Source organism: Sulfitobacter sp. R18_1, assembly GCF_017743915.1.
Lineage (GTDB): Bacteria > Pseudomonadota > Alphaproteobacteria > Rhodobacterales > Rhodobacteraceae > Sulfitobacter > Sulfitobacter faviae.
In genome coordinates this window covers 1-25,300 of record NZ_JAGHRG010000014.1, presented here as the reverse complement: position 1 = coordinate 25,300, position 25,300 = coordinate 1, and the positions used below count along the sequence as shown (strand labels likewise).

Here is a 25,300-nt window from a genome sequence, read left to right as displayed (position 1 = left end):
CTTAGCAGTACTACTGGGCTCGGCCAAATATCGTCGGAGGAGGGAATATAAGTATTGCCAGTGACCTGCTGCCTGATGAATCAGTTAGTTTAAGTTGGCTCTATTCAGGTTTGTGCCCTTTTCTGGCCGGCTAGCATATTCTGCTGGCGTCGGGCCAGTGAAGCTTATGTGGGCGATGGGCGAACCATCTTCTTCAGGAGTTCCTTGCTTCAATTTGTGCCACAGAATTTGACGGAATCCGATGATAGATGTTCTACGATGTATCAGTTTTGCGGCGCAGTAGAGTGGCAAGCACGCATTAAGTCTGGGTAGTGGGCGAGACCCCTCCCTTTGCGTAGCCGATCGAGAAACATTTCAATGCATCAGTAAGGCGCATTGCCCTGAAGGGGTGTTGGTTTTCTTAGAACATGTTCAGGTCGCGTGCGACGATGACGGCTTGGGTGCGGTTGCTTGCTCCCAGCTTAGCACAGATAGACTTTACATGCATTTTGACGGTTGCCTCGGCCAGGCCAAGTTCGGATCCGATTTCTCGGTTAGGTTTCCCTTGAGCGAGAAGGGCGAGAACGGACAGTTCGCGCTCAGATAAAGGGGTGTCATTGGAGGCGTCGCGCTTTTTGGGGCGGGGGCGATCGATGAGTTCGACGGGCACGTATCGGCCGCCATTGGCCATGAACCGTATTTCGTTGGTCAGGCTTTTGAGCGATTCTGTTTTGAGGATGATCCCTGCACCGCCCAATGCCAGCGCTTCTGTCACGACATGCGCGGTGGGGTTGCTGGTGAGGATGCCAACGGGTTTCCCGCCGTTTTGGTCGAGTGCTTTTGAGAGGCCTGTGATGCCGTTCATGCCTGGCATGTCGAGGTCTACCAGCACCAGATCGAAGGGTCCGTCTGTTTCGATCTTGTCGAGTGCCGTTTCAAGGTCTGGCGCAGTTTGCGCTTCGAATTCAGGGAGGTTCGAGAGAAACTGCTCAAACATCTCCAAGACCATAGCATGGTCATCTGCGATTAGGATCCGGGTCGGTTTGTCTTGAGGGGACGCCATATTACTCATCTTTGTTTTACGAAACCCCTGGGTGAAGTCCCCTAGTCAAACGTTATCGCCGGGCGATATTTAATCGACAAAGGCCTAACAAAAAAGGACCTTTTATCGGTCCGGGCGCTAGATTTACCACGAAACTGCAGCGAAGCAAGCGGTCATCTACTGTCGACCGAACTGGAGGCGAGCTCGCGCATCGCTTTTTGGGTCATGGCCAATGCTTCTTTCGCTCCTTCAAGCGCAACTTGCTGGGTTGTTTCCGAGGTCTCCAGAGAAAGCTCCACCTGGCGCAGGTTCTGTTCTAGTAGTTTGAGGCCCGTAAGCCCAGAAGACCCTGTTGCGGCATGGAGCAAGCGCTTGGTTTCGGTGCTCTGCTTGCCGGGTTTGATTTGGTCAAGGATCGCCTGTGCCTCGGCATGAGCGCGCTTCATGAACCCCAATGCAGCTTCATGTCCAAGTTGCTTGGTCAGATCTTTGACGACTTTCTTGGAGAGTGGTTCAGCGGGCGTGGCGCGTGTTTTTTTGCTTGGCTTGGGGCTGTCGCTTGTCGAAGAGGTTGTGCGGTCTTCCTTGCGATGTGCCGCACAGTAGACCGCTTGGCAGAGCGCAGCGTTGCGGATGGGTTTTTCCAACAGCCGGACCATGCCAAGGCTTAGGCATGCTTCGCGTAGCTTGTCGTTTACATGCGCTGTCAGCCCAAGGACCAGCCCGTTCCATGCCAGTCTGCCCTTGGCTTGTTCATCTCGGATGCTGCGCAGCAATTCGACGCCATTTATATGCGGAAGCGTCATATCCGTCAGCAGGAGGTTGATGGTCTGGGCGGCGTCAGGCCGTTGCAGAATGCGCAATGCCCGGAAGCCGTTCTCGACCCCTTCGACCTGTGCGCCCGCTTGGCTGAGGCTATGAACCAGCCAATCTCGACTTGAGGGGCTATCTTCGACGACCAGTATGCCAAGGCCTTTTAGGAGCCCGTCGCCGCTTGGGAGGGCTTCTAGGGGTTCGGTTGCCGTGCCTGCAACCGCGCGGGGAAGTGAGAATGTTGCGCGCATGATTGTTCCGGCCACAGATTGGGTCGTATCTGTAAGCGGTTCGCCGTCATGGGCGCGGTCAAGCAGTTCAATATGGCCCCCAAGGTGACTGATGGCATGGGCCAAGACGCTCATTCCAGCGCTGGTCCGGTTGGTTTTTGCGCCTGCGCTGTGATCTATGTGCTTTCCGTTTCCGTCAACATTGGTTCCCAGCAAACGCGCCTTTTGCGCCTGGGGTATGCCGCCACCCTGATCTGCGACCTCAATCGTGATGATGCTTTCGTCCTGACTGTTGGTGTTTTCCTGTTTTGGATCGCGCGCGCAGGTAATTTGTATGTCGATAGCATCCCCGCCGTGCTTGCCTGAATTGTCGAACATGTTCTGAAGCAGGGCGCGCACCAAATGCACAGGCCCGTGGAAACGGAGTTGGTCTTGTGGCTGCATATCCAAACTCACTCTGGCCCCACGGCTGTGCACGATGGGTTTGATCATATCGATAATGGTTTGCGCCTCTTCTCCCAGGTCGAAGTCTTCGTCGGCCTGCAGCTCTGCGCTGGTCAGTTCGCCTCGGATGACGCGGATCACCTTTTCTATGTGGGCGAGAGCCAATTGCGCCGACTTTTGCACATCCTCAGTACGCGGATTGGGTATTGCAGCTGCATCTTTCTCTTGTTGAAAGAGTGTTTCGGCGGAGGCCAAGACGGATTGGATTGGTGTCCTTAGGTCGTGTGCGACGCGAAGTAGTGTCGCTGCACGTGCGCGGTTCTGTAGTTGCACGGCCTCTTGATCCGTTTCGACCAAGCGCAGCAGGAAAGCTTCGGCGTTGCCCAGAGAGAGATGGACCAGCTCGCCTTCAAGCTGCGTGGTTTTATGCGTTGTGGATACCGTGATGCTGCCGCTGCGCTGCGCGCGCGCGCAAAGTGTAGGCCAGCTGAAGGTTGTTTTGAGGACTGATGCGTCCAGCCCCAATTGGTTGGCTGGGGGGTTCGAAAGCAGGATTTCGGCTTTGGCTGTTGCGAGTATCGCAATGCGCCGATCGGTTGATATCAAGCGTGCGATGGCCTGCAAGACAGGTCTGACTTTTGCTGCGTTCAAAGCCGAATCTTTTTCGTCGGGCATTCGCTTCTCCAGCATGCATCGTTCTTCTGGCGGTCAGAGGGTAACATACCGATCCAATTGGCCGTTTGGATGCTGCGTTTCTGAGCATCTATCGTCAACCACGCGGTTCTCTTTGATGGGATTTGGCTGAATATCGGGGTGTATGGGCAACGTATGGCTGAGCTGGCTAAAGTATGTATACCGTCCATTGACCGCAACTTTAGTATGTGATCTCCTTGACGGGAAACTGGGTGGACCAATAGCCATGCCCCCAAGGGGGTGTTGGATGGATAGAGGATAAGAAAATGGCGATGACTGAGCTTCAGGCCGGCGGTGTGGCCAATGTGCAGATCGATGCCGCTAAAGGTGACATTTCGCGGTATGTAAAGTCAGGGGACAACCTCATTGTAGAGTTGCGCGATGGCGGTAAGATCGTCGTGTCGGACTTCTACGAGGCTGCGGCCGGCGGTGTACCGCACAAGCTGATGTTGGCTGATGGGTCGTTCAGCGGCGTTGAGGGAACCTTGGAGGACATAGAAGAAGTGGCCGGGCTTGGTGCCAACATGGAGCAAATCGGTGCTGGGCTGGGCGCGCTGACGACAGCCTCTCTTGCCTTTGCTGATGACAGCGAGGATGAGGCCGATCCCACCGACCCTACGGATACCACTGATCCTACAGACGCAACTGATCCGACGGAACCGACGGATGCAACAGATCCTACAGATCCAACGGATGCCACCGACCCGACAGACACAACTGATCCCACCGATCCGACGGAGCCTACTGAGCCTACGGATGGGACGGACATTGGATTGCTTGATCCCGTGCTTGGGGATGAGGGGACGTTGGGCGGGCTCACCGGGAACGATGGGCTTCTGGGAGATGTGACCGGATCGGATGGTTTGCTCGGTGATTTGGTTGGCAACGACGGGCTTTTGAGCCCGGTTGCCGGAGAGGATGGTCTAATCGGCTCTGTAACAGGTAGCGGTTTGCTCGGCGACAGTGACGGGTCTGGCAGTTTGACTGGTGGGCTTGTGTCTGATGACAGTCTAGTGGGCGGCGTGCTTGGCGAGACCGGGCTGACCGATGGTTTGCTGGGCGAAGGCGGTGCCGTGGATGGCGTCGTTGAAACAGTGGAAGGCATTCTTGACGGCGTTATCGGTGACGAGGGTGTCGTCGGCGGTTTGCTCGGCGGTGAGGGCGGTGTGCTAGACGGTGTCCTGGGTGATGAGGGTCTCGTAGGCGGCTTGCTCGGCGGCGAAGGGGGCGTTCTTGGCGGGGATGGCGGGCCAGCTGATGCTGTCTCTGGTACTGTTGAGGAATTGCTGGCCACCGTGGGGGCTGAGGATGGTTTGCTTGATTCGGTGATCGCGGACGGCGGCCTGCTCGGCGACCTGACGGGGAATGAAGGCCTGCTGGGTGATGTGACCGGGTCCGAGGGTTTGGCCGGTGATCTCGTTGGAGATATGGGTCTGCTCGCTGATGTAACCGGCGAGGATGGATTGCTGGGTGATCTGACTGGTGTGGGCCTATTGGGCGCGGGTAGTGATGGTGGCCTGCTTGGTCATCTAGGAGGCGACCTGCTTGATGGTCTCGGTAGCGACGGGGCGCTCTTAAGCGCCTCAGTCTCAGTGGATGGCGCATAAACAGATTGTTTCCGCTGTGACTCTCTCCCTAAAAGCTCCGCCGAAAGGTGGGGCTTTTTCTTTAGCCGCAGGACTTTACCTAGTTTTATATAGGGGTCGGTTCCTGAGGTTGGGGGGTAAAGGCGGCCCCATACAGGATTGACAAGCAGGCGGGCGCCTGCTTCTCCTATACTTAAGTTATTTATACATACTTTAGAGGTAGTCCTCTCCCGAGGGTAGTCCTATGAGGAGTTTGCAATGGCAAATCGAACCATCCAAGCCGGTTCTGAAATTGGCATCAATATTGACGTAAACCGTTCCGATATCGCGCGCTACGCCAGACAGGGGGATGACTTGTTCATTACCCTTACGAATGGTGATGTGATCACAGTCACTGATTTCTACATTCCGGCGGCGGATGGATCTCTGCATAGTCTGATTTTGGCCGATGGGACCGAAAGCGGGGTCGAAGGGGATCCCCTTGTCGGTGGTGCCGGCGAGATGTCCAATGAGGACTTGATCGCTGCGGCGGTTGGGGGCTTAGGGCTCATTGGTGCTGCGGCCAGCAGTAGCGGTGGGGGAAGTGACGAACCCACGGACCCGACCGATCCAACTGATCCTACGGACCCGAGCGATCCGACTGATCCCACGGACCCGACCGATCCGACTGATCCCACGGACCCGACCGATCCGACTGAACCCACGGACCCGACCGATCCAACTGATCCCACGGACCCAACCGATCCGACTGATCCCACGGACCCGACCGATCCAACTGATCCCACGGACCCAACCGATCCGACTGATCCCACGGACCCGACCGATCCGACTGAACCCACGGACCCGACCGATCCGACTGATCCCACGGACCCAACCGATCCAACTGATCCCACGGACCCGAATGAGCAAGGCTTCCTTGACCCGGTGATCTCAGACGATGGGCTTCTCGGTGATCTGACGGGCAATTCTGGGGTTCTTGGGGACATCACCGGTTCTGAAGGGCTCCTCGGTGACCTGATCGGTGAGGACTCCCCACTCGGTACCGTGGGGGATGGGCTTCTCGGCCAGCCTTTGCTGGGAGATGGCGTCTCTGATGACAGTGTCGGCATTCTCGACGGGGTCGTCGCGGATGGTGGCTTGCTGGGAGATCTGACTGGCAATTCTGGAGCTTTGGGCGAGGTGACAGGGTCTGAGGGTCTGCTCGGCGACCTTATCGGTAATGAGGGCGTTTTGTCGGATGTCACGGGCTCCGGTGGGATCGTTGGCAATCTGACCAGTACGGGTGCTCTCGGTGAAGGTACCGAAAGTGACGGAGGTGCCAACGATCCTTTGAGTGGCCTTTTGGGTGACGTACTCGGTGGTCTGACAGGAGAAGGGGACGGTTCTGGCGATCTCGTGGGCGGATTGCTCGGTGGCGATAACCCACTCGGCGAGACGCTTAGCGAAGCGACTGATCTCTTGGGAGGGCTCACCGACGATGGCTTAGGCGGTCTCTGACCCTACGGGTGCTCAAAAAAATATAGGCCCCTCCGAACTCGTCGCGATCTGAGGGGCCCATATGAACTGATAAACCGGAGCTGTGGCCAAGCAGCCTGCCTGATTTCTCTTTCTTTCGCTGAACCGAGATGGACGGTAGCGTGACATTTTTAGCCTGCATAGTCAGTGGTGAAGACCTTATTTGCGCCTATGGCGGCAAGGGTCTCTGAGAATGAGGTTCGCGGGAAAGAAGAGGCCAGCCGAAGGATTGGGTTGCAAATTTTCCGCTTTCGGCACGCGGTTTGCTCCGAGCAAAAGTGTTCTGATGATTGGCTTGCTTTATGCGTGCATCACGGCTTGTGTGGTGCACCTATTGGGAGGGGGCCTCGGGTCAGTACTTTTCGGGTTCATGCTTGGAGGCGCCTGTGCTGCAAAGATTGCGGCTTTGGTGCGTGCCGATATCCTGCAAGGCCTCCACACCTTTGATATATCGTCAAAGCCTCACTCTGGAAGAAACGGCCCGGCCCTACCGTATGAACCAGAGCGGGCCGAACTGCCTGAGATGTTTGCTTCGCGGTCCGGGGGTCAGCGCGCCGATGATACTGCTGATGTATGAGGGGTCCAAAAGTTGTTCTTGGAGTTCTGCCGCCCGGTCGCTCGATCAATCGCTCGGTTGAACGTGGTGCGAACCCGTTGGGTGCGATTGGCATTCGGGCGTACGGGCCGTCCAATCGAAAGAGTGATCGGCTCATAGGTCGCGTCCTCTCCCCAAGGGCCCGTGATCTGCAGATCGGCCAGGACCAACTCTTCGATCTGCGGCCAGCCTGGTAGACTGTCGCCTGTGACGATACATAAAATCGTGCCGCCACCAAAATGTGCCATGAGAAGTTGCGGGCAGTCTACGACCCTGCTGATGGCGCCCGCTACATTGGCGATGGCCATAGCGTATTCGCGGCTATTGGCGCGAGAATATAGGGAGGCAACGTCTTCGATCTGCGCGCAAAAGACCTGGCAGATGTTCAAGTGCTTGCTGGACAGCTGTGACAGGTAGTTGCCAAGTGAAAAGGGCGGCACCAACTGAGGGGTGCCAAGGACGTGGACAGGATCTTCTAAGGCAAAGTCATGTGACCCTTGAGGGCCACCTCGAAGCATTAATTTTGGGTCAAGCCGCAGGGCCACTTCCGAGCTATCGAGCAGACGTTGGATGACGCGCAGGCGGCGCTCGACCTCTCGAACTTCGAACGGTTTGACGATATAGTCATTGGCCCCGGCGGCGAAGGCCTGCTCGATCGATATCGCGTCAGATTTGAGGGTCAGCATGATAATCGGTGTCGTGCGATAGCTCGAGAGCGCCCGAATTTTGCGACATAGCGTTATGCCGTCCATGAAGGGCATGACGATGTCCAGCAGCAGGCAGTCGAAGGGCTGCGCGGTGTTTGCGATAATCTCGAGCGCTTCCTTCCCCGAAGCCGCAACGGTCACATCTGCAAAATCCGTCCCCTCTAAGATCGCGGGAAGGAACTCGCGGACGAAGGAGTTGTCATCAACGGCTAGGATTTTCATGTGCTTTGTCCTTTGAACTTGGTACGGCATGCTTAAAACAGACTTCGTGACGTTGACCGCATTCGACAGGTCCTTGAGACTCCAAGAGCGGAACGCTGAACAAGGCTGTTCCGCCGGTATCTGAAGGCCAATCACCCTTGCGACATATTCTTTGGTATGCTTCCATACTAAAGACTGTACCTGATATTGTGGCGATTTGATGGCGCCCACAGAAAAGCGGTTGAAAGTCCGCTTTAAATTGACCTGAGCTGCCAGATCTGTTGGGTTTGCCGGGCCGCCGGACGTGATCGATGTGGCATCATGAAGGGAAAGGTAGAACCTCTAGGGCTATCTTCGACGGCACCCCGTTGGAAGGAACTGAGAACTGATATGAGCAGACCCGATTCTAGTTGCTCGGCTTGCCGTTCATTGCACGAATTCTGCTCAACTGGCCTAAGGGGGGGGAAATAAGTAAGCGGTCTATTGCTGCTGTGTTTCAGGGTAACTTTTCTCAATATAGGTGTCATCAAGGGGGTGCCATTTTGTTGCCACATTTACTCCTTCGTGTTGACATGTATAAATAGACAATGCCGGATTTTGTAATTTATTGTTTTTATGCAATGCGATAGGGGTTGCCTGAAGGGGTCGGTTCTGCAATTTCTGGGCGTCATCTAGGCTTTAGGTATTGATTGTCTCTACGGCTTTCCTTTTTCCTGACCCGGTAAGTCAGCGTATAGGGTGATTACCTTGAATTATGGTGTTTCCGCAGATTTCAGTACACCTGAACCTATAGAGCCGGAGGCATCTTTGTCAGAGCGTGATGCGCGCTTTGATAAGCTCACAAACATCGCATCTCTTATGATGAAGGCGCCTATATCCCTTCTCACGATTATTGATGATGCCGGCGATCAACAGCTTTTTAAATCAGCCATTGGCTTGACCGGAGAGCTTTTCCAAACGCGTTCGACGCCGTTGAGCCACTCTTTTTGCAAGCACGTCCGCGACAGTGGTAAGCCGCTTTTGGTTCGCGACTCTCGAACACACCCTGAACTAAAGTATAGTCCAGCGGTCGCAGACTTCGGCATCATTGGGTATCTTGGGGTCCCGTTCCGCAGTAAGCAAGGGAACATCATTGGTGCACTATGCTGTATCGACCACTGTCCGCGGGACTGGGATACGAACGATATTGAGATCCTTACACGATTGGCCTCCATCGCCACCGATCAGATGCATCTGAACTCTGCCGAGGCCGGGAGAGTAAAAGCAAAGCGGTTGGCGGAACAAGCGGCGGCAACGCGCGCAAGCTTTCTGTCGCATGCCAACCACGAGGTGCGCACCCCCCTTAGTTCCATTGGAGGGGCAACCCGTCTCTTGAGCATGATTGTTACCGATGAGAAAGCACGCAACCTCGTCGGGGTGATTGAACGGAATGTCTCCCGATTGAGTGCAGTGGCAGATGACCTGGTGCGCATTGCGGATTTGGACGATGCGACGGCTTCGATCGCGGCAGAATCCTTCAATCTGGCTGAGGTGGTTGGCGACGTCGTGGATAAACACCATGACGCTGCAAATGCCAAAGGGATAGAGCTTAGTTTTACCTCCAGTCTCGAAGGCAACCCGCTTTTCCTGTTTGATGCAGAAAACCTCTCCCAAGCGGTCGAACGCCTTCTGTCCAACGCTGTTAAGTTTACTTCCGTTGGCGAAGTGCGGGTGGCGATCGCGCCCGACCAGTGCCGGGATGGTGTGGTCATCCGCATAAGCGACACAGGCTGCGGCATGGGGCCCGAGCAGCTCAATAGGCTTTTTGAGGAGTTCGAAGCACACAATCCAAGAACGGCACGCCAAGGAGGGGGCACGGGACTAGGTATGAGTATCGTGCGGCGTGAAATTGAGCGGATGGGTGGTGAGATTTCGGTGTCCAGCCGACCGGGGGAGGGGACAGACGTCATCATATTCCTCTCTAGCAGTCGCAACACATGTGACGATGAGGCTGTCGAGGATGAACAAGAGGAAGACTCTCACCTTCTTACCTGTTTGGAGTGTGGTGAGAAGATGAGCCTCCTGCGGCGTCATCTGAGCCAGGTGCATGGTCTGACACCTGAGGCTTATCGCGCCAAGTGGAAGCTTGCTGGCGATTACGCGCTATCGAGCAAAGCTTATAGAAAGATGCGGCATACGGTCAAAAAGCTGACGTAACGTTGCTTCTACCTTAGGCGTCTTGCCCCGACCTTCCAGAGGCACAAAATCTCAGTGCGAGTGGGGACCAGTGCTTTGTTGCACACCATTCAGCATATTGCCCCAACTGGGCAGCGGCGGCTGGTTCCCACAGTCTCAGTCAGCAGGGACCTTTGCCCAGCACGATCTTGCGGTCATGCTTCGGGAACAATGACCAATTGATAATGCCAACTTCTAGTTGGCATAGTTTGCAGGAAATCTTGTTCAACATCGTCGGTCGATTGCCGCAGATCAATTCGTAACCCGGGATGCTGGGGCTTGCAGGAAAACCGAACCGTTTTTCACGGTCTCACTGCACGGCAGCAAAAATTCACGACAAGGAAATGGGGTTCATGCCGACGACGTAATGGTGCGGATCGAAAAATCATTCGCAAGAACAATGATTTAGATTTAGGTGCCTTGCATGTACGGGCGGAAAGGTGCCGTGGCTCCTTTTTAGGTCGAAACTTTAGGTGTGTCGCGTAACGAAACTTTCATCGAACCTTCGTTTGGGCCACATATAATCGTCGCAAGGAAGGGTTCAGATTCTCGACAATAGGATAGAATATGACCCCTCCCGTCATCGGCGCGGCGCTTGGCACTGCAGACCTTGAAACTTACCGCGACTGGATACTTGAAAAACAGCGCGATCTCGAACTTCAATCTTTTCATGCACCTGATGTGCTGGGGGGAGATTGGCAGCCTGAAGCAGACCGGATTAAAGCGCTCTTGGATGGCTATACTGGGCGTTTGGGCATCCATGGACCCTTTTGGGGTTTCACTCTTCATTCAAATGACCCGGAAGTTCGCGCGGTGGTAACCAAGCGGGTTAACCAAGGGCTCGATGTCTGTCAGGCCGTAGGGGCAACGCAGATGGTGCTTCATTCGCCTTATACAGCTTGGGACTACAATAACTTCGACAACCTTGAAAACGCCCGCGAGATGGTGATCCAGAACACCCATGCGACGCTCTCAGCCGCGGTGAAACGTGCTGAAGATCAAGGTGTCACTTTAGTCATTGAGAACATTGAAGACATTGCGCCTTTGGATCGTCGGCTGTTGGTGGAAAGTTTCAATTCTTCCGCGGTGCGTCTGTCGATTGATACGGGCCACGCCCATTATGCTCATGGCACCAATGGCGCACCACCTGTGGACTACTACGTTCGCGCGGCTGCTGGATTGCTAGATCATATTCATTTGCAAGATGCTGATGGCTATGCTGATCGGCATTGGGCGATTGGAGAAGGAACGATCCGCTGGCATGCGGTTTTTCGTGCTCTTGCCAAACTTGAAGAAAAGCCGCGCCTGATCATGGAGCTCCGCGACAAAGCTGGCATTCCAGCATCGATTGGGTATCTGACACGTGAAGGGCTTGGACAATGACGCTCAAGATCGTCGTGCTAAGCGACTTACACATCGTACGGGAAGGGGAGACAACCCACACGCTTGACACCGCAGACCGACTGGCGTGCGGCGTAGCCGCCATCAATGCTCGCCATGCAGATGCGGACTTCTGTGTTCTGGCGGGAGACCTGGCCGACCTAGGTGAGGCTGAAGCTTATGTCCGGCTGAAGTCGATCCTTTCGGAGCTAACCGTCCCTTGCCATATCACCCTAGGCAACCACGATGATCGGCCTGTTTTTCTGGAAGTCTTTGGTAAAGACTATGAAGCAGAAACCGGCTGCATTGATAAGGTGATAGATCACAAGGGTTACCGGACCATCTTGCTCGACTCTTCGGAGCCGGGAATCCATCCGGGCGTGCTCACCGATGCGCAATATGACTGGCTGGAGGAACGGTTGCTGGAGGCAGCGGACAAGCCCGTCATCGTCATCTTGCACCACCACGCAAACCCGCTCTTCACGCGGGTCGACCGCATTATCCTGCGCGACGGCGCACGATTGGCCAATCTGCTCGCAACACACGGCGACGTTCGGCAGGTGATTGCCGGCCATGTTCACTACAATTCTACGGCACTGTGGCGGGGCATTCCCTTCACCACACTTTCGGGCAACCATTACAATGTTAGTGTGAACCTTGATGGCGGTAAATTTGAAGAGCTTGACGGTCCCGCGCAGATAGCGGTGATCCTTGCAGATGCGGATCAGACCTTGGTGCATTTTGACAATTATATCGACAGTAGCGCTGTGATCGTTACGCGTTGACGACAAAGGGCGGCCAGTCGGCCGCCCTTTTGCCATCAAAACCGCGGCACCTCCCAAAAGCTTGGCTCTAAGCTTAAAGCGTTGGGTCCAGACGGTCGCGTAGCCAGTCCCCGGCCAATGAGATCGCTAATGTTGTCAGCACGATTACCACGGCGGGCGACAGCATGATCCAAGGCGCAGTGGTGAGGTACTCCCGCCCAAAGCCTACCATATTTCCAAGGCTTGTATCGGGCGGCTGCACCCCAAGCCCAAGGAACGAAAGGCTGGATTCCATCAGGATAATTTCAGGGAAAGTGAGTGTCATGGAAACGATCAGAGTCGATGCCACATTGGGAAGAATGTGACGTAGATAGACCCGCGATGGCTTTGCTCCAAGCTGAACGACAGCAGCGGCATAGCCTTGAGCGCTTGCAGAAATGGCAAGTCCCCGGGTGATGCGCGCATAGCGTTCCCATCCGTAGAAGCCCATCAAGCACACGAGCAACAACATGGAGGAACCGAAGAAGGCAAGGACCGCCAGCGACATAATCAGGAAGGGGAGTGCGGCTTGAAAATCGGCTAGCATTACGACCACGTGCTCTACAACGCCGCGGAACTTGGCTGCTATGAACCCCAGCAAGGTACCAAAGAGGGCTGAAAGCAAGGTCGCACCAAACGCGATAACCAATGAAGATCGTATAGACTGGATCAGGCGTGATAGGACGTCGCGGCCTAATTCATCTGTGCCCAGCCAATGCCCCGGCGTCCCTGGTGGCGCGAGCCTTGTGCTGAGGTTCATCTGGGTGATCGGATAGGGGCGTAAAAAATCTACAAAAAGCGCACAAACGACCATGGCTAAGAGCCAGAATACTGCCAGCTGCACTATGAAGGGTGACCGGAGCCGGCGGCGCTTAGCAAATTGTGGGGGATTGACGGTAGTGACAGCCATTTCGGTTCCTCAATGTGCGGGGCTTGCCTGGCGCAAGCGGGGGTCAAGCCAGCCGTAAAGGAGATCAACGGTCAGGTTCGACACCACCATAACGGCGGCGACCAGCAGCAGGATGCACTGCACCACCGCCAAATCCCGATTGGTAACCGATACGATCAGCAATCGTCCCATTCCTGGCCAACTAAATATTGTCTCGACGATGATGGCTCCAGCGATCAGCGAGCCAACCATGAAGCCGACGATTGTCACAATGGGCACTGCTGCATTCGGTAAAGCATGATTGCGGACAACATTGCCCCAGCTGACCCCCTTGGCAGAGGCCGTACGGATATAGGGCTGGCCCATGACTTCAATCATCGCGGAACGTGAAAAACGGGCCAGAACGCCGATGCCGCCGATGCTCATGGTAAGCACAGGTAGGATCGCATGTTGCCAACTGGTGGCACCACCGGAAGGCAAAGCCCCTAGGGTGACGGCGAAGATCAGAACCAACAGCAGCCCCATCACGAAGGAAGGAACGGTGAACCCAATGATCGCGGCGACGATCACACTACGATCTGCCAGTGTACCCCGTTTTAGCGCGGCATAGATCCCTGCCGGGATGCCGAAAGCCAGCTGTAAGATCAACGCAGGGATCGTTAGCTGTAGGGTGGCCGGAATGCGTTGCATCACAAGTTCAATGGCAGGTGAGCGGTCGCGCATCGAAAGCCCAAAATCGCCTTGCATCATAGCTTGGAGGTAAGAGAGGTATTGGCGCCAGATCGGATCATCGAGCCCCCAACGATCACGGAAATCCTGCACTACATTTTGTGGGACATCCGGCCCTAGCAGCACCTGTGCCGGGTCGCCTGACATGCGCAGCACCACAAAAGCAAAGGTCATTACAGACAGTACCGTTAGCCCAGCCCTAAAGAGGCGGGAGGTTACGAAACGTATCACTTAAGGCTCCTGTTCAAACCAGTTCCGGCAGCGCAGCAAGGCCGGCAAAATGGCAAGCCGCGCGGCACTCAACACCGGTTCTTCGGGGTTCGGGAACGGTGTGGCGGCAGATGTCCTCAGCCTTGTGGCAGCGCGGATGAAATGCACATCCAGACGGGCGATTGCCGGGGTTTGGCGGTTCCCCTTGGAGAATGATCCGACTGTTAAGCGCACGGCCAGGTTGGGGCACGGACGAGACCAAGGCCTGCGTATAGGGATGCTGCGGGTCGGAAAATATCGTATCAGCAGGACCTTCCTCGACGATGCGGCCCAAATACATCACGGCTACCCGATCGCAGAGGTTACGAACGACTTTCAGGTCATGGCTGATAAAGACCATGCCAAGGCCTCGGTCGCGCTGCAGGTCAGACAGCAGGTTCACGACCTGCGCCTGAATGGAGACATCGAGGGCGGAAACCGGCTCGTCGCAGACCAGTAATTCGGGTTCGGTCATGAGTGCCCGCGCGATAACGACACGCTGCCGCTGACCTCCTGAAAGCTCGTGCGGGAATTTATCGGCGTGATCTAGGCGCAGACCGACCGCTTGCATTACTTCGCGAACGCGCGTCGTGCGGCTTTCAGCATCGCCAATACGGTGAATATCCAATGGTTCGCGCAGTTGTTCTGCCACATTGATCCGCCGATCCAGTGCGGCGAGGGGATCTTGATAGATCATTTGGATGCGCGCGCGCAGAGACCGCCAGCCAGGGGAGCCAAACGCAGGCATGGCTACGCCGTTGATATAGACAGCGCCCCCTTGCGACGCATCAACTCCCAAAAGCATGCGCCCCAGCGAGGACTTCCCCGATCCACTTTCGCCAACTACTCCGAGCGTTTCACCGCGTCTAAGCTGAAGGCTGACGCCATCTACAGCCCGCACCTGCGCGGGCCGTCCCAGCAGACCACGGCGGGTTTCATAGATGCGCACCAGTTCGCGGGCCTCTAGCAAGGGGCTCATTGGTATTCTTTCTCTCGGTGGACAGCGTCCTGTGCTGCGGGCACGGGATAGGCGCATGCCAATTGGCGGCCTTCCGGTTGGGGGAGCAATTCTGGCCGGTGCTGTGTGCAAAACGCGCGTGCGCGCGCACAACGGGGCTCAAACGCACAGCCTGCTGGCAACTGGCGCGGGTCTGGTACGGTGCCAGGGATCGGCACCAACCGCCGCCGGGGGCCCGAAAGGGAAGGGATCGCGTCAAACAGCCCGCGCGTATAGGGATGGCGCGGTGTGTCAAATAGCTGCGCGACAGGGCCTTCTTCGACGATCTTGCCTGCATACATCACACAGACACGTTCGCAGACTTGGGCTACAGCTGCGAGATCGTGACTGATAAAAACGGTAGCCATCGACATCTCGCGACGCAAAGTGATCAATAGATCGAGAATCTGCGCTTGTATTGTGGCATCAAGCGCTGTTGTCGGCTCATCAGCAATTAGTAAGTCGGGCTCGCCCGCAAGGGCCATGGCGATCATCAGTCGTTGTGCCTGTCCGCCAGAAAACTCATGGGTATAGAGGTTGAAGCGGTTGTGCGCGTCGGGAATTCCGACAAGTTCCATCAAGCGCAGAGCTTCGGTTTTGGCTGCAGCCCCCGTAAGACCACGGTGCAACCGCAATGCCTCAAGGATCTGTCGACCTACCCGGATCACGGGGTTAAGTGCGCTTGATGGGTCTTGGAAAATCATAGCAATGCGTTTCCCGCGCACGCGCTCCAGCGTTTGGCGGGGTGCGGCTGCTAAATCCTGTCCCTGTAGTTTGACCGAGCCGCTTACGCTGGCTTTCCCCGGCAACAAGCCAAGTGCAGCAAGCCAAGTCACTGACTTGCCGCAACCACTCTCCCCGACCAGGCCCAAAGCTTCGCCTGGAGCCACATCAAGGTCGATGCCATGCAGCACCGGCACGCCATCGAAGGCAACCTGCAAGTTTCTGATCTCGACCAGATTGTTCATGGATAAGAAGTCCTTCGCATGCGTGTATGGGCGCGTGCCTTGATCGGGCACGCGCCCATACAGGTTAGGATTGGCCGGGCCAGTTTGAAGCGCGGAAATCCATGGCAAAGGCGGGGGCAGCCTTCCAGTTCAGGTTCGACCGCATGCCCGTAAAGACCGCGTTCTGATGCAGGATATTGTAAGCAGGGTCTTCGCGCTCGGCGATTGTCAACATCCGTGCGATAGCTTGTTTGCGCTTGGCGCGGTCTGTCGACGTCTCCATCACTTGGCAAAGATCGTTGAACTCTGCATTTGTCCATTCACGGTTCTGCTGGGCTGAACCATTAGGTCCAAATTGTACCACCATCGGTGAGATCGGATCGTTGATTGTGTTAGAGGCAGACCAGTCGCGCACCCCCCGTGGCGTGTCTTGAGCAAGAATCTGGCCCCAGTTTTCTTTCATCTCAATCTCGACGTTCAGGCCCACCTGGTTCCACATCTCGGTGAGGATCTGCCCGTTTGGCACCTGATTGATGTAATAGTTGTTCAGGAGGCGGAAGGGGATTGGATCGCCTTTGTAGCCAGCCTCTTTAAGCATTTGGCGGGCCAGCTCTGGGTTGTATTCGGGTGCGGCCCAGCCTTCGATGAACATATCCGAGGTCCGGAAGCTGTCGAACTGAAGACCGGCAGGTACTTCTGTCAGATTGGCCCAAAGCGCTTCGACAATCGCCTTGCGATCAATCGCATGGGTCATTGCGCGGCGCACGAGCGGGTTTTGTAGCTGCTCATGCTCTTGGGTGAAGACATTGACGCGGTGGTTCCAGATGGTGGAGTTCTGCACTTCCAAGCCGGGCGCATTCATCACGGTTCCAAGCTGATCGGGCGGCAGATCGCAAGCGAAGTCGTATTCGCCGGACAAAAGACCATTCACGCGGCTTGCAACCTCGGGCACTTCTACGAAGGTGATCGTTTCTAGTGGGGGGCGACCACCCCAGTAGTCGTCATGCGCACGCAAGGTGAGTGAGACATCAGGCTGAAAGTCCTCAACGTAATAGGGGCCAGTTGTGACTGGCTTTTTTGCCCAAGCGTCATAGGATTCCGCTTCATCCCAAGCCCGGCGGTTAGCCACAATGCTACCACCCGCGTAAAGGCGGCCTTCCATTGTTACGTCGGGCGTCGCATTGTGAAAGCGCACGGTATATTTGTCGACGGCTTCGACCCCGGCCAGCGAGGGCCATTTGCGGCGCGCGATACCTGGCAAAGCGGCCGGAATGTCTTTGCCCGTGGAGCGGGTGAAATCCTCTGCATAGATGGTCTTGCCGCCCGCCGGTTGTGTGTCTCCAAACAGCCGTTCGGGGGAGAGCGAAAAGACCACGTCTTCAGCGGTCATCTCATCACCATTGTGGAATTTAACACCTTCCCGCAGCTTCAACTCGACGGTCTTTTCGTCGAGGCGCTTCCACTCTGTCGCCAGACCCGGTACCGGACCCTGGTTGCCCATCCAGTCGCGCAAGAGCAGTCCTTCCCAAAGGTTTGGGTAGAGTGCGCGTTCGCCAACATTCGACTGTTCGTTCCATGGATCCAGCGTGTTATTGATGACGACTTGCTGTACCGCAATTTTAATTGAGGGGCGGTTTTGCTGGGCCCGCAGATGGCTCGGTAGGAAGAGTCCAGAGGCCGTTGCCCCCATCAGGCCCATGACGTGACGTCGGTTCATATTCATCGTGTAGCTCTCCGGTCGGTTCGCGGTTTGCGAGGCAGGTGTGGTCCAGCGGAGAGCGTATCTGCGCCCCGCGGCTCGCTTTCGTAGAGCACCCGACGGCTACAGCTATGTGATGCTCGCATTACAACTCTATGAAACGAGTGCTGAGCGCGCCAATCAACCAGAGCTAGACCGCCAGTGTGCTGATTGGACAGATGTGCGCCCCTCTATCATCGAAGATATGCTATCAAATTACGGCCAGATTTTCTCTGCAAGCTGAATAGCATGTCGAATGCTGTAAAGTTCCGCCGCCGCAAACGTGGTTTGTCTTTCTTGCTGCCAGTTATCGCCTGCGCAGTCTTGTTTATGGCGATAGCGCTAGGACCTGCAGATCAGACTGGCACGCAGCGCGATACCCGTCCGCCGAGCATATTGAACGGGAGGAGTGCATGGAATGGCGGTAACGCGTGGAAGGGAAACCGTAGGGCACATCAAACTCAGACTGTATTGCCTGGTGCGCAGCTTGTTGACACCGTTACGCATATCCGGGACGGCGATACTATTGTTGTCGGTCTGATCCCCGTAAGGCTTGCCAATCTCGATTGTGCTGAACGAGGTAGCACAACTGGTGATCTCGCTACGCGTCACATCACAAAGATAGTTAAAGGTGTTCAGCTTCGGTGCTCCTTGGAAGGGCGGCGAAGTTATGATCGTGAAGTTGGGGTTTGCAGCTTGCCTGATGGACGAGATCTTGGGGAGCTCTTGATTGCTGGGGGCTATTGCCAACGATAGCGTGGTTGAGTTGGCGCTGCTTTCTTTGGCACGGCGTAACCAGTAAAGGATCCCACATTACTTAGGAATTTACCTAATTAGTTTGACCGAAGCAGCTCTTCGTTTTTAGTTAGGGTTATGTCTAAGTTTGATGCCTCTCTAGACCTCTGCTTTTCAGCTCTTGGCGCCCCAACCAGACGGCTGATACTTCAGCGCCTCGCGCGGGGAGAGGCAACAACAAGTGAACTTGCGGAACCGCATGATATGGCTCTGCCGTCATTCATGGAGCACTTGAAGAAGCTGGAAGCGGCTGGATTGATCACCTCCGAAAAGAAAGGTCGTACCCGTATTTTCCGGTTGGCGCCCGATGCCTTTGAGCCTGCGCAAGACTGGCTATCAGAGCAAAGCGCTATCTGGGCCAGGCGGCTTGACCAGCTTGATGACTACGTGAACCATCTTATGGGAAGGGAAAAAAATGACGTTTGATCCAGAAACCGATCTTAGGTTCAACCGAAGGATCAAGGCGCCTCGTTCAGTCTTGTGGGAGTGTTGGACCACGCCTGAGCATATTAAGAATTTCTTTGTCCCCAAGCCTCACGGGATTGAGAAATGCGAGATCCACCTCCGTGTCGGCGGTAGGTTCAACACGACGATGAGCGTGGAAGGTCAGACAATTGAGAGCAAAGGCGTCTATCTTGAAATCGTTGAAGGCGAGCGCTTGGTTTTTACGGATACCTACAGTGAGGGGTGGAAGCCTTCAGCTGATCCGTTCATGACTGCCATCATCGAGTTCGAAGACGATGGGGACGGCGGCACGACATATACTGCCATTGCGCGTCACCGCTCGCCAGAGGCTCGCCAAAAACATGAAGATATGGGCTTTTTTGGCGGTTGGGGGACTGTCGCCACGCAACTTGAGGAATATGCCCAGTCTATCAAATGATCGAAAACCGTCGTTACATGGAGTAGGCTTCTTTGCATCTGGTGTGACCAGTGCCAGCTTCGCGAGCAGCGTAGAGGCGGTTCCAGGTGTCGTGATCTCACCCTTGCTCGGCGAAGACGAAAACCGAAGTCCTGCGCTCAGGGAAAAACTACCTTCGAGTTTTAATCTTCAGGCTGCTGGCGCAGCCTTCTGCCAGATCGGCGCCGCGTTTGGCATTAGGCCATATGGGCTTTAAACTCAGATCATATGGTCTATATTTGGGCCAAAGGAGTTTGATGATGGAAGCTGTCCTCAAGACCCGCGATACCGCACAGATGAATGCGGTCGCCCTGAAAGCCTATGCCCGCATTGCTGATGCCTGGTCGTTGAGCCTCAAAGAAGCATCGGCGCTCGCAGACATGTCCGAGAGCACTTGGAAGCGGGCCAAGAAACCCCACTTCGCCGGAGAACTCACGCGGGATCAGCTTTTGCGTCTTAGTGCGGTGATCGGCATCTATAAGTCGCTGGAGCTCTATTTCTCGGAGCCCATCGCGCGAAGCTGGTTCACGCATCACAACACAGGCCCGCTTTTTGCCGGTCAGCGCCCGATCGACATCGCCATAGAGGAGGGCCTGCCCCAGATTTTGAATATCCGGACCTATCTTGATGCGCTGCGTGGCGGCGCATGAGGCAGACTGAGATCTCGGATCGGGGCTTGGTTCGTCTTTTGCCAGCCACCTACCATCAGCCGCCCGCCCTCCGGGGGCTGACTGACAATGACGAGGAGATGGACGTTCTCGCTGAGATCGAGGGGCTTACAAGCGCCCGGATGACGGCGGAGCGCGGCCGAAGCCTGCATCTCGATCCGCGGGAGCTGGCTTGGCGACGGCGCAGCAATGACCTGCGGATCTATGGCGATACGCATGTTAACGCATCCTTTACCTACACAAGGATCGGCGGGAACCGGTTCAATGATGAGGACCGCGGCGCTTGGTACTGCTCTTGGAATGTAATGGTCTCGTTAAGTGAGGTTGCATTTCACCGAACAAGAGAGCTGGGCTATATTGGCCATTACCACGATAGCGGTCGGTATGTTGAGATGCTCAGCGATTTCATCGGCGTGTTCGACGACATTACGGATGAGCCTGCGCATCCGGCGCTCAACGCCAATCCTGATGTTGGATACCCTGTAGGGCAAAGCCTTGCGGGGCAGTTGCGGCGCGGCGGTTCACGCGGCCTGATCTACCCGTCGGTCCGCGCGCCCGCGCCGGGCGGAAAATGTTTGGTATGTTTTGAGCCGCGCGCAATCCAAAACGTCCGCCCCGGCGCGTCTTGGGAACTGGTTTGGGACGGGACGCCGCATTATTCGGTCACTGCGGTGGCATAGCCGGTCCCCTGAGGTGCCGGGTCGTGTCAATCATGCGGTGACTATTGCTTTCGCTCCGACTGTCTGGCGCCATGAGGCTTTTCTCAGGCGATTACACTGACGAATAGCCTCGGGTTCGATGGGGGCTTTTTCGATCTCGTCGTGCCGTTCATCGCGTTTGGCCTGCTCACCCTCAGCGCGTGAAAATACCTGCGCGAGACAGATAGGGTCGAGCAGAAGTTCCGGCACGATGATTACGTCATACCATGCGCCAAACGGCAGTGGCAGGTTGCTCTATCACCCGATCGTTGCTGTGTGCGCTAGAACCGATCCATCAGAAAGGACGGCGGTGTCCATCGGAATATCCCATGGCATGGGGAAAATTGTGGGCATGCGACAATGAGAAAATCCGACGCCGATTACCTTTGGGGGAGGATCAAGCTGCGCCAAAGTCCGGTCGTAATAGCCACCGCCATTGCCAAGCCGGTAACAAGTTTCGTCTACGCCGAGCAATGGTGAGATCACGATGTCTGGTACCGCTTCTACGCCGCTCATGGGTACTGGGATATTCCAGAGGCCGCGCTCCATCGCGCAACCCGGCTGCCAGGTGCGAAAGCTCAACGGCGCGTCTTTTCTCGTGACGACTGGCAGAAGCACAAGGGCACCGGCCGCATGCGCTTTGGTGATCCAGGCGCGCAGGTCCAGCTCTCCGCGAATTGGCCAATAGACAGCAATCTTCATGTCCGGTTGCGGGGTGATGAGTGTTTCAAGTGTGGCTATCAAATTGGCGGTCATCGCAGCACGCTCTTGAACTGACAATTGCTGCCGAGCTTGTAACAAGCGGGCACGCTCTGCCGTCCGGAACCGAGCCACATCGCGCTTCCGGATCGGATCGACAGGGGAGCCGCCGATCAAAAGATGGGCCATGCACGGGTCCGAGCCGCCAGTGTTGTCATCCTCCATTCCCAGTCCTTCTTTGCTCACACAATACCGATGTCCGATAGAAGCTCTGTTTTCTAACGGCTTTGCGCAAGACGCAGAATTGTAGTGGCTGGATCGGCGTTCCTATTCAGCCGCTTTTACTCTTGCTGCGCGGTTTCCTGTCGCGAGGGGAAGTGGCCGTTCCACATCGTTCAAATGATGCAAAAGGCTGGCAATTTCACCGCGTAACCATCGGTGGGCGGGATTATCAGTCTGCCATCGGTTCCATGCCACCCATAATAGCGCAGGCTCCATGGGGAAGGGCATAGGGTGGATCGTCAAACCAAACCTTTGGCCCACCGCGCGGGCAAGAGTCCCGGGCAATACCGCGAGAAGATCGCTGCCTGCCACCGTCTCATAGAGGTCGCGGAAGCTGCTCACCGAAAGAGCCACACGGCGCGAGCGCCCAACAGTAGACAGCACATGGTCTTCATAACTTGCATGTCGTCCTTCGGAAGAGAAGACGACATGGTCCATGTCGCAGTAGAGATCGATTGGTATATTATCGCCTTCGCCGATTCCGGAGCGCGACAATCTGGAATGTCCAGCTCGTGCCACGACTTGCCATGCCGACCAAAACATAGGCTCTGCGACGATCTTAGAAGGGATACTGTGGGTGCAGGGAAGTGCGATGTCCACGTCCATACGCCCCATCTCGTGTAGATTCCCGGGATGAACCAAATCTACGAAGCTCAATCTCAGATTAGGTGCTCGTTTGCCCAAACGCTGCATGAGTGTGGGCAGCAGCATAACTGAGAAATAATCTGACCCGGAGATCCGGAAAGATGCATCGCAATCAGTAGGATCAAACGGTCCCGCTCCGGCTAGAGTTTGCTCCAAGCCACTCAAATGCGCCCGGATCGGTTCGCGTAGCGCTTTTGCGAACTCTGTTGGGCGCATTCCGGCCCCTTCGCGCACGAAGAGTGGATCATTCAATGCGGTTCTAAGTCGCGCAAGGGCCGCTGATACAGCAGGCTGTGAGAGCCCAACCCGGGAGGCTGCCCGGGTTGTTGATCCTTCTATAAGTAATGCGTCCAGCACTTTCAGCAGATTGAGGTCAAAGGCTGCAAGGTTCATCTTCGTACCCCCCAAAGCCATCTTGGCGTTTATGGCTGGCTTTGTCACCTTGAGCGGCAATTTTGGACCGAGCCTGCAGCAGCGTTTGCCCGCAGGCGTTCTTAGGATTTGCTTCTGAAGCGTTGAAGGGGAGCGTCTCTGCGCTGAGTGCTATTCTGCGGGTTGGTGGCTGATGTTCTCCGGAGCATTGCTTTCAGGCGGATGCCCGACGCCATGGCGAAGCACGACGAAACCAAATAACGCCATAGACAATACTGCCAAGACGGAACCGATCTGGGCGAGGACCTCACCTTGTCCCGTAATCGCCATAATAATGCCCGGCGTCAGGACGATCACTGTCGCCAGAGTCAAACCGAAGTGGAAATTGGCCAGCTGACTTCCAGCGGCCCGCGGCGTCAACGCATAGTAGGCTCCAAAGATCGACATAGCGACAAAGCCAATAAGGTTTAGGTGCCCATGTGCCGGTGAGAGGGTATGGTCATGACTGGCCGACATTTGAATCCCCCAAATCATACCAATCAACGCGAAGACCGAAGCAGCGGCAAAGAACCGTGTTGCTATCTGTTTCATTGCCTTATCTCCCTGGTATCGGCGCTCAGGGGCGGGCCCGTGAACGACAGTTTGTGTCGCGCTGCGCTTTCTTCGATTGCAGGCATGTCTTCTGGAATGCGGAATTGACCAGCTGCCATCTCAGCGAAGAAGCCCTCAAACCCGCCGGGCGTTAGGATCACGAGATGGCGAGAAGGTGCGTCGCCGACCACAAGAAAGCTATGCTCCGTTCCTCGTGGGATGAAGACAGTTTCTCCGGGGCCTCGAACAAAGCGTTTATTCACTAGGCAGAATTCTACATCCCCCGTGAGCATCACAAAGACCTCGTCTGCATCGTGATGGATGTGACGTGGCGGGCCAGAAGCAGGCGGAGAAACCGCGTCGGTGATCGACATCGCTCCATCTGTCTCAGCCGACTTTAATATTGTGCGGTAGTGGGTGCCGAGCCATTCAACGGCCCCAGGGCCTAAACTTATGTCGTTCATCGTTCCCTCCTGACGCGTGCTGGAAACGAAGGCGCCTTCCGTAGCTTAAGGATAGCGCATTAACGCGAATATAGATAATTGATCTTCTGTATGCCCTAAATAAGCTGAACGAATAGCCTGGTGGTGTTTTTGACTAGGGGGTGTCCGCAAATCGCGTTGGTATGCATTGGTCGTATAAGGCTTCGCAGTCACGACATGCGCGCGCCAGTCGTGAACGGCCCAAACGGCCACTTGTGCCAAGTGCAGCTTGCCAATCTTTGAGGAGTTCAATCCGGAAACCTCACATACTGCCTTGGCGTGTGCACGAGTGACAGTTGTTGCGCTTGCTTCGATTATTTCGATTGTTTCGAATGTCACATAGGAACCATACGAGAAGCGCAGACAACGCGTGTACAGCCGTAATCGCACAGCAGCGAAACCCAAATGTGAGCAAGACGGAGGGCCTCCATGCAACAGACACTTGAGAAGAGGTTGCCAACAAAGGAAGAAATTCGGAACGCGGCTTCAGCCGCGACCGCACTTGCAATTGCGATGGAGATGGATGACGGCATCGTCATCAACGGACAGGATGGCAGCCCTGTTACCATCGCGCCCACAATTGGACGTCAGCTCATCGAGCTGCTGGGCCACATCAGCAACGGCGAGATGGTCACCCTTGTGCCCACCGGAGCAATGCTGACGACCCAGCAAGCCGCAGACATGCTGAACGTTTCTCGCCCTTTTCTGATCAAGTTAATCAAGCAGGGCGAAATCGAATGCGAAACTGTCGGCTCACACCGGCGCATCAAAACGACCGAGCTCATGGACTATCGAGAACGACGAAGCCAAGCGCAGCATGATGCCATGGCGCAGCTCGTTCGGATGGGGCAGGAGGCAGAGGCAAAAGGAAGCTAACCATTGCACCATATCGCGAACCCATTCGTCGCAGTCCTCGACGCCTGCGTTTTGTATCCGTACAGGATGCGAGACGTCCTGCTCGAATTTGCCATACAAGGCATCTTCAGGGCGCGGTTCACTGACGAAATTATGGACGAATGGTCGCGGAACGTGATCAAGGACATGCCAGATACCGTGGAGAGCGTTAAGGCTCAGTTGGAGATCATTGGTGAAGAGTTCGAAGAGTGCTTTGTCACTGGCTGCAAGCCATCGATCGCCGGCTTGGAGTTGCCAGACCCAGACGACCGCCACGTTCTGGGGGCAGGCATCAAGTCCTCAACTCAGGTGATCGTCACGAAGAACCACAAGGACTTCCCCGAGGACGTGCTTGAGGAGTTCGACATTATCACCGTGGACCCGGACGAGTTTCTGGCCGATGCGTTCGAGCTGTTCCCGATGGAAGCCACCGGCGCACTGCGAACCCCCAGAACCAGACTGAAAAAACCTCCGATGGATTTCTCAGATTTTCTATTAGACCTTACCCGTGCCGGGATGCCG

At 55.8% G+C, this 25,300-nt stretch carries 24 protein-coding genes; 11 read left to right on the top strand and 13 right to left on the bottom strand.

The annotated features are described in order from the left end of the window. Positions 1-400 precede the first annotated feature (400 nt). Together J7392_RS21775 and J7392_RS21770 are read right to left on the bottom strand one after the other, a co-directional pair. Positions 401-1,042, bottom strand: coding sequence for a response regulator transcription factor (locus J7392_RS21775; RefSeq protein WP_280634621.1), 642 nt, complete (start codon positions 1,040-1,042; stop codon positions 401-403). A 152-nt stretch (positions 1,043-1,194) separates the two neighbouring features. Beyond that, the gene (locus J7392_RS21770) at positions 1,195-3,183 is read right to left on the bottom strand and encodes a response regulator (protein WP_209219410.1); all 1,989 of its coding nucleotides are present in this window, start codon (positions 3,181-3,183) and stop codon (positions 1,195-1,197) included. A gap of 284 nt (positions 3,184-3,467) precedes the next feature. Here J7392_RS21770 and J7392_RS21765 point away from each other — a divergent pair, with 284 nt between their 5' ends. Both J7392_RS21765 and J7392_RS21760 read left to right on the top strand, forming a co-directional pair. Beyond that, the gene (locus J7392_RS21765; protein ID WP_209219409.1) at positions 3,468-4,808 is read left to right on the top strand and encodes a BapA prefix-like domain-containing protein; all 1,341 of its coding nucleotides are present in this window, start codon (positions 3,468-3,470) and stop codon (positions 4,806-4,808) included. Between the two features lie 237 nt (positions 4,809-5,045). Then, entirely contained in the window at positions 5,046-6,284 is a 1,239-nt protein-coding gene (locus J7392_RS21760) for a BapA prefix-like domain-containing protein (protein ID WP_209219408.1), read from the top strand. 564 nt (positions 6,285-6,848) lie between these two features. On the opposite strand, the gene J7392_RS21755 is transcribed toward J7392_RS21760, so the two are convergent. Continuing rightward, entirely contained in the window at positions 6,849-7,826 is a 978-nt protein-coding gene (locus J7392_RS21755) for a response regulator (RefSeq protein ID WP_209219407.1), read from the bottom strand. Between the two features lie 726 nt (positions 7,827-8,552). On the opposite strand from J7392_RS21755, the gene J7392_RS21750 reads away from it, so the two are divergent. The 3 genes from J7392_RS21750 to J7392_RS21740 all read left to right on the top strand — a co-directional run bounded on the left by J7392_RS21750 (position 8,553) and on the right by J7392_RS21740 (position 12,184). Continuing rightward, on the top strand, positions 8,553-10,001 hold the full coding sequence (locus tag J7392_RS21750) for an ATP-binding protein (RefSeq protein ID WP_209219406.1): 1,449 nt from the start codon (positions 8,553-8,555) through the stop codon (positions 9,999-10,001). 585 nt (positions 10,002-10,586) lie between these two features. After that, on the top strand, positions 10,587-11,402 hold the full coding sequence (locus J7392_RS21745; protein WP_209219405.1) for a sugar phosphate isomerase/epimerase family protein: 816 nt from the start codon (positions 10,587-10,589) through the stop codon (positions 11,400-11,402). Continuing rightward, a complete protein-coding gene (locus J7392_RS21740; protein ID WP_209219404.1) occupies positions 11,399-12,184 on the top strand; it encodes a phosphodiesterase in 786 nt (261 codons plus the stop codon). Before J7392_RS21745 ends, J7392_RS21740 begins: the two co-directional genes overlap by 4 nt. Positions 12,185-12,257: 73 nt before the next feature. Here the strand turns inward: J7392_RS21740 and J7392_RS21735 are convergent, their stop codons facing one another. From J7392_RS21735 to J7392_RS21715, 5 genes are all read right to left on the bottom strand, one after another. Beyond that, the gene (locus tag J7392_RS21735; RefSeq protein WP_209219403.1) at positions 12,258-13,112 is read right to left on the bottom strand and encodes an ABC transporter permease; all 855 of its coding nucleotides are present in this window, start codon (positions 13,110-13,112) and stop codon (positions 12,258-12,260) included. Between the two features lie 9 nt (positions 13,113-13,121). Beyond that, the gene (locus J7392_RS21730) at positions 13,122-14,051 is read right to left on the bottom strand and encodes an ABC transporter permease (RefSeq protein ID WP_209219402.1); all 930 of its coding nucleotides are present in this window, start codon (positions 14,049-14,051) and stop codon (positions 13,122-13,124) included. Between the two features lie 13 nt (positions 14,052-14,064). After that, positions 14,065-15,048, bottom strand: coding sequence for an oligopeptide/dipeptide ABC transporter ATP-binding protein (locus tag J7392_RS21725; protein ID WP_209219401.1), 984 nt, complete (start codon positions 15,046-15,048; stop codon positions 14,065-14,067). Then, the gene (locus J7392_RS21720) at positions 15,045-16,034 is read right to left on the bottom strand and encodes an ABC transporter ATP-binding protein (RefSeq protein ID WP_209219400.1); all 990 of its coding nucleotides are present in this window, start codon (positions 16,032-16,034) and stop codon (positions 15,045-15,047) included. Before J7392_RS21720 ends, J7392_RS21725 begins: the two co-directional genes overlap by 4 nt. 64 nt (positions 16,035-16,098) lie before the next feature. Further along, on the bottom strand, positions 16,099-17,736 hold the full coding sequence (locus J7392_RS21715; RefSeq protein WP_209219399.1) for an ABC transporter substrate-binding protein: 1,638 nt from the start codon (positions 17,734-17,736) through the stop codon (positions 16,099-16,101). A gap of 888 nt (positions 17,737-18,624) precedes the next feature. Here J7392_RS21715 and J7392_RS21710 point away from each other — a divergent pair. The 4 genes from J7392_RS21710 (at position 18,625) to J7392_RS21695 (ending at position 20,795) form a co-directional block, all read left to right on the top strand. Beyond that, positions 18,625-18,972, top strand: coding sequence for a metalloregulator ArsR/SmtB family transcription factor (locus tag J7392_RS21710; RefSeq protein WP_209219398.1), 348 nt, complete (start codon positions 18,625-18,627; stop codon positions 18,970-18,972). Continuing rightward, complete coding sequence (locus J7392_RS21705; protein ID WP_209219397.1) at positions 18,962-19,429, top strand: SRPBCC family protein; 468 nt, start codon at positions 18,962-18,964, stop codon at positions 19,427-19,429. Before J7392_RS21710 ends, J7392_RS21705 begins: the two co-directional genes overlap by 11 nt. Before the next feature lie 278 nt (positions 19,430-19,707). Next, positions 19,708-20,097, top strand: coding sequence for an antitoxin Xre-like helix-turn-helix domain-containing protein (locus tag J7392_RS21700; RefSeq protein WP_209219469.1), 390 nt, complete (start codon positions 19,708-19,710; stop codon positions 20,095-20,097). Further along, on the top strand, positions 20,094-20,795 hold the full coding sequence (locus J7392_RS21695) for an RES family NAD+ phosphorylase (protein ID WP_209219396.1): 702 nt from the start codon (positions 20,094-20,096) through the stop codon (positions 20,793-20,795). The genes J7392_RS21700 and J7392_RS21695 overlap by 4 nt, the downstream gene beginning before the upstream one ends. Before the next feature lie 276 nt (positions 20,796-21,071). On the opposite strand, the gene J7392_RS21690 is transcribed toward J7392_RS21695, so the two are convergent. The 5 genes from J7392_RS21690 to J7392_RS21670 all read right to left on the bottom strand — a co-directional run bounded on the left by J7392_RS21690 (position 21,072) and on the right by J7392_RS21670 (position 24,223). Continuing rightward, positions 21,072-21,737 (bottom strand): 5-formyltetrahydrofolate cyclo-ligase, encoded by a 666-nt coding sequence (locus J7392_RS21690; RefSeq protein WP_209219395.1) that lies wholly within the window; start codon positions 21,735-21,737, stop codon positions 21,072-21,074. Between the two features lie 102 nt (positions 21,738-21,839). After that, positions 21,840-22,832, bottom strand: a complete 993-nt coding sequence (locus tag J7392_RS21685; RefSeq protein WP_209219394.1) for a LysR family transcriptional regulator — start codon at positions 22,830-22,832, stop codon at positions 21,840-21,842. 150 nt (positions 22,833-22,982) lie between these two features. Next, positions 22,983-23,402, bottom strand: a complete 420-nt coding sequence (locus J7392_RS21680; RefSeq protein ID WP_209219393.1) for a hypothetical protein — start codon at positions 23,400-23,402, stop codon at positions 22,983-22,985. Continuing rightward, the gene (locus J7392_RS21675; protein ID WP_209219392.1) at positions 23,399-23,866 is read right to left on the bottom strand and encodes a cupin domain-containing protein; all 468 of its coding nucleotides are present in this window, start codon (positions 23,864-23,866) and stop codon (positions 23,399-23,401) included. Before J7392_RS21675 ends, J7392_RS21680 begins: the two co-directional genes overlap by 4 nt. 45 nt (positions 23,867-23,911) lie before the next feature. Further along, positions 23,912-24,223 carry a hypothetical protein gene (locus tag J7392_RS21670; protein WP_209219391.1) on the bottom strand — a complete coding sequence of 104 codons (312 nt, stop codon included), beginning with the start codon at positions 24,221-24,223 and terminating at the stop codon, positions 23,912-23,914. A gap of 90 nt (positions 24,224-24,313) precedes the next feature. On the opposite strand from J7392_RS21670, the gene J7392_RS21665 reads away from it, so the two are divergent. Then, positions 24,314-24,760, top strand: coding sequence for a helix-turn-helix domain-containing protein (locus J7392_RS21665; RefSeq protein ID WP_209219390.1), 447 nt, complete (start codon positions 24,314-24,316; stop codon positions 24,758-24,760). 3 nt (positions 24,761-24,763) lie between these two features. Next, positions 24,764-25,300, top strand: a 537-nt coding sequence (locus tag J7392_RS21660; RefSeq protein WP_209219389.1) for a PIN domain-containing protein, incomplete at its 3' end; no start/stop codon positions are given.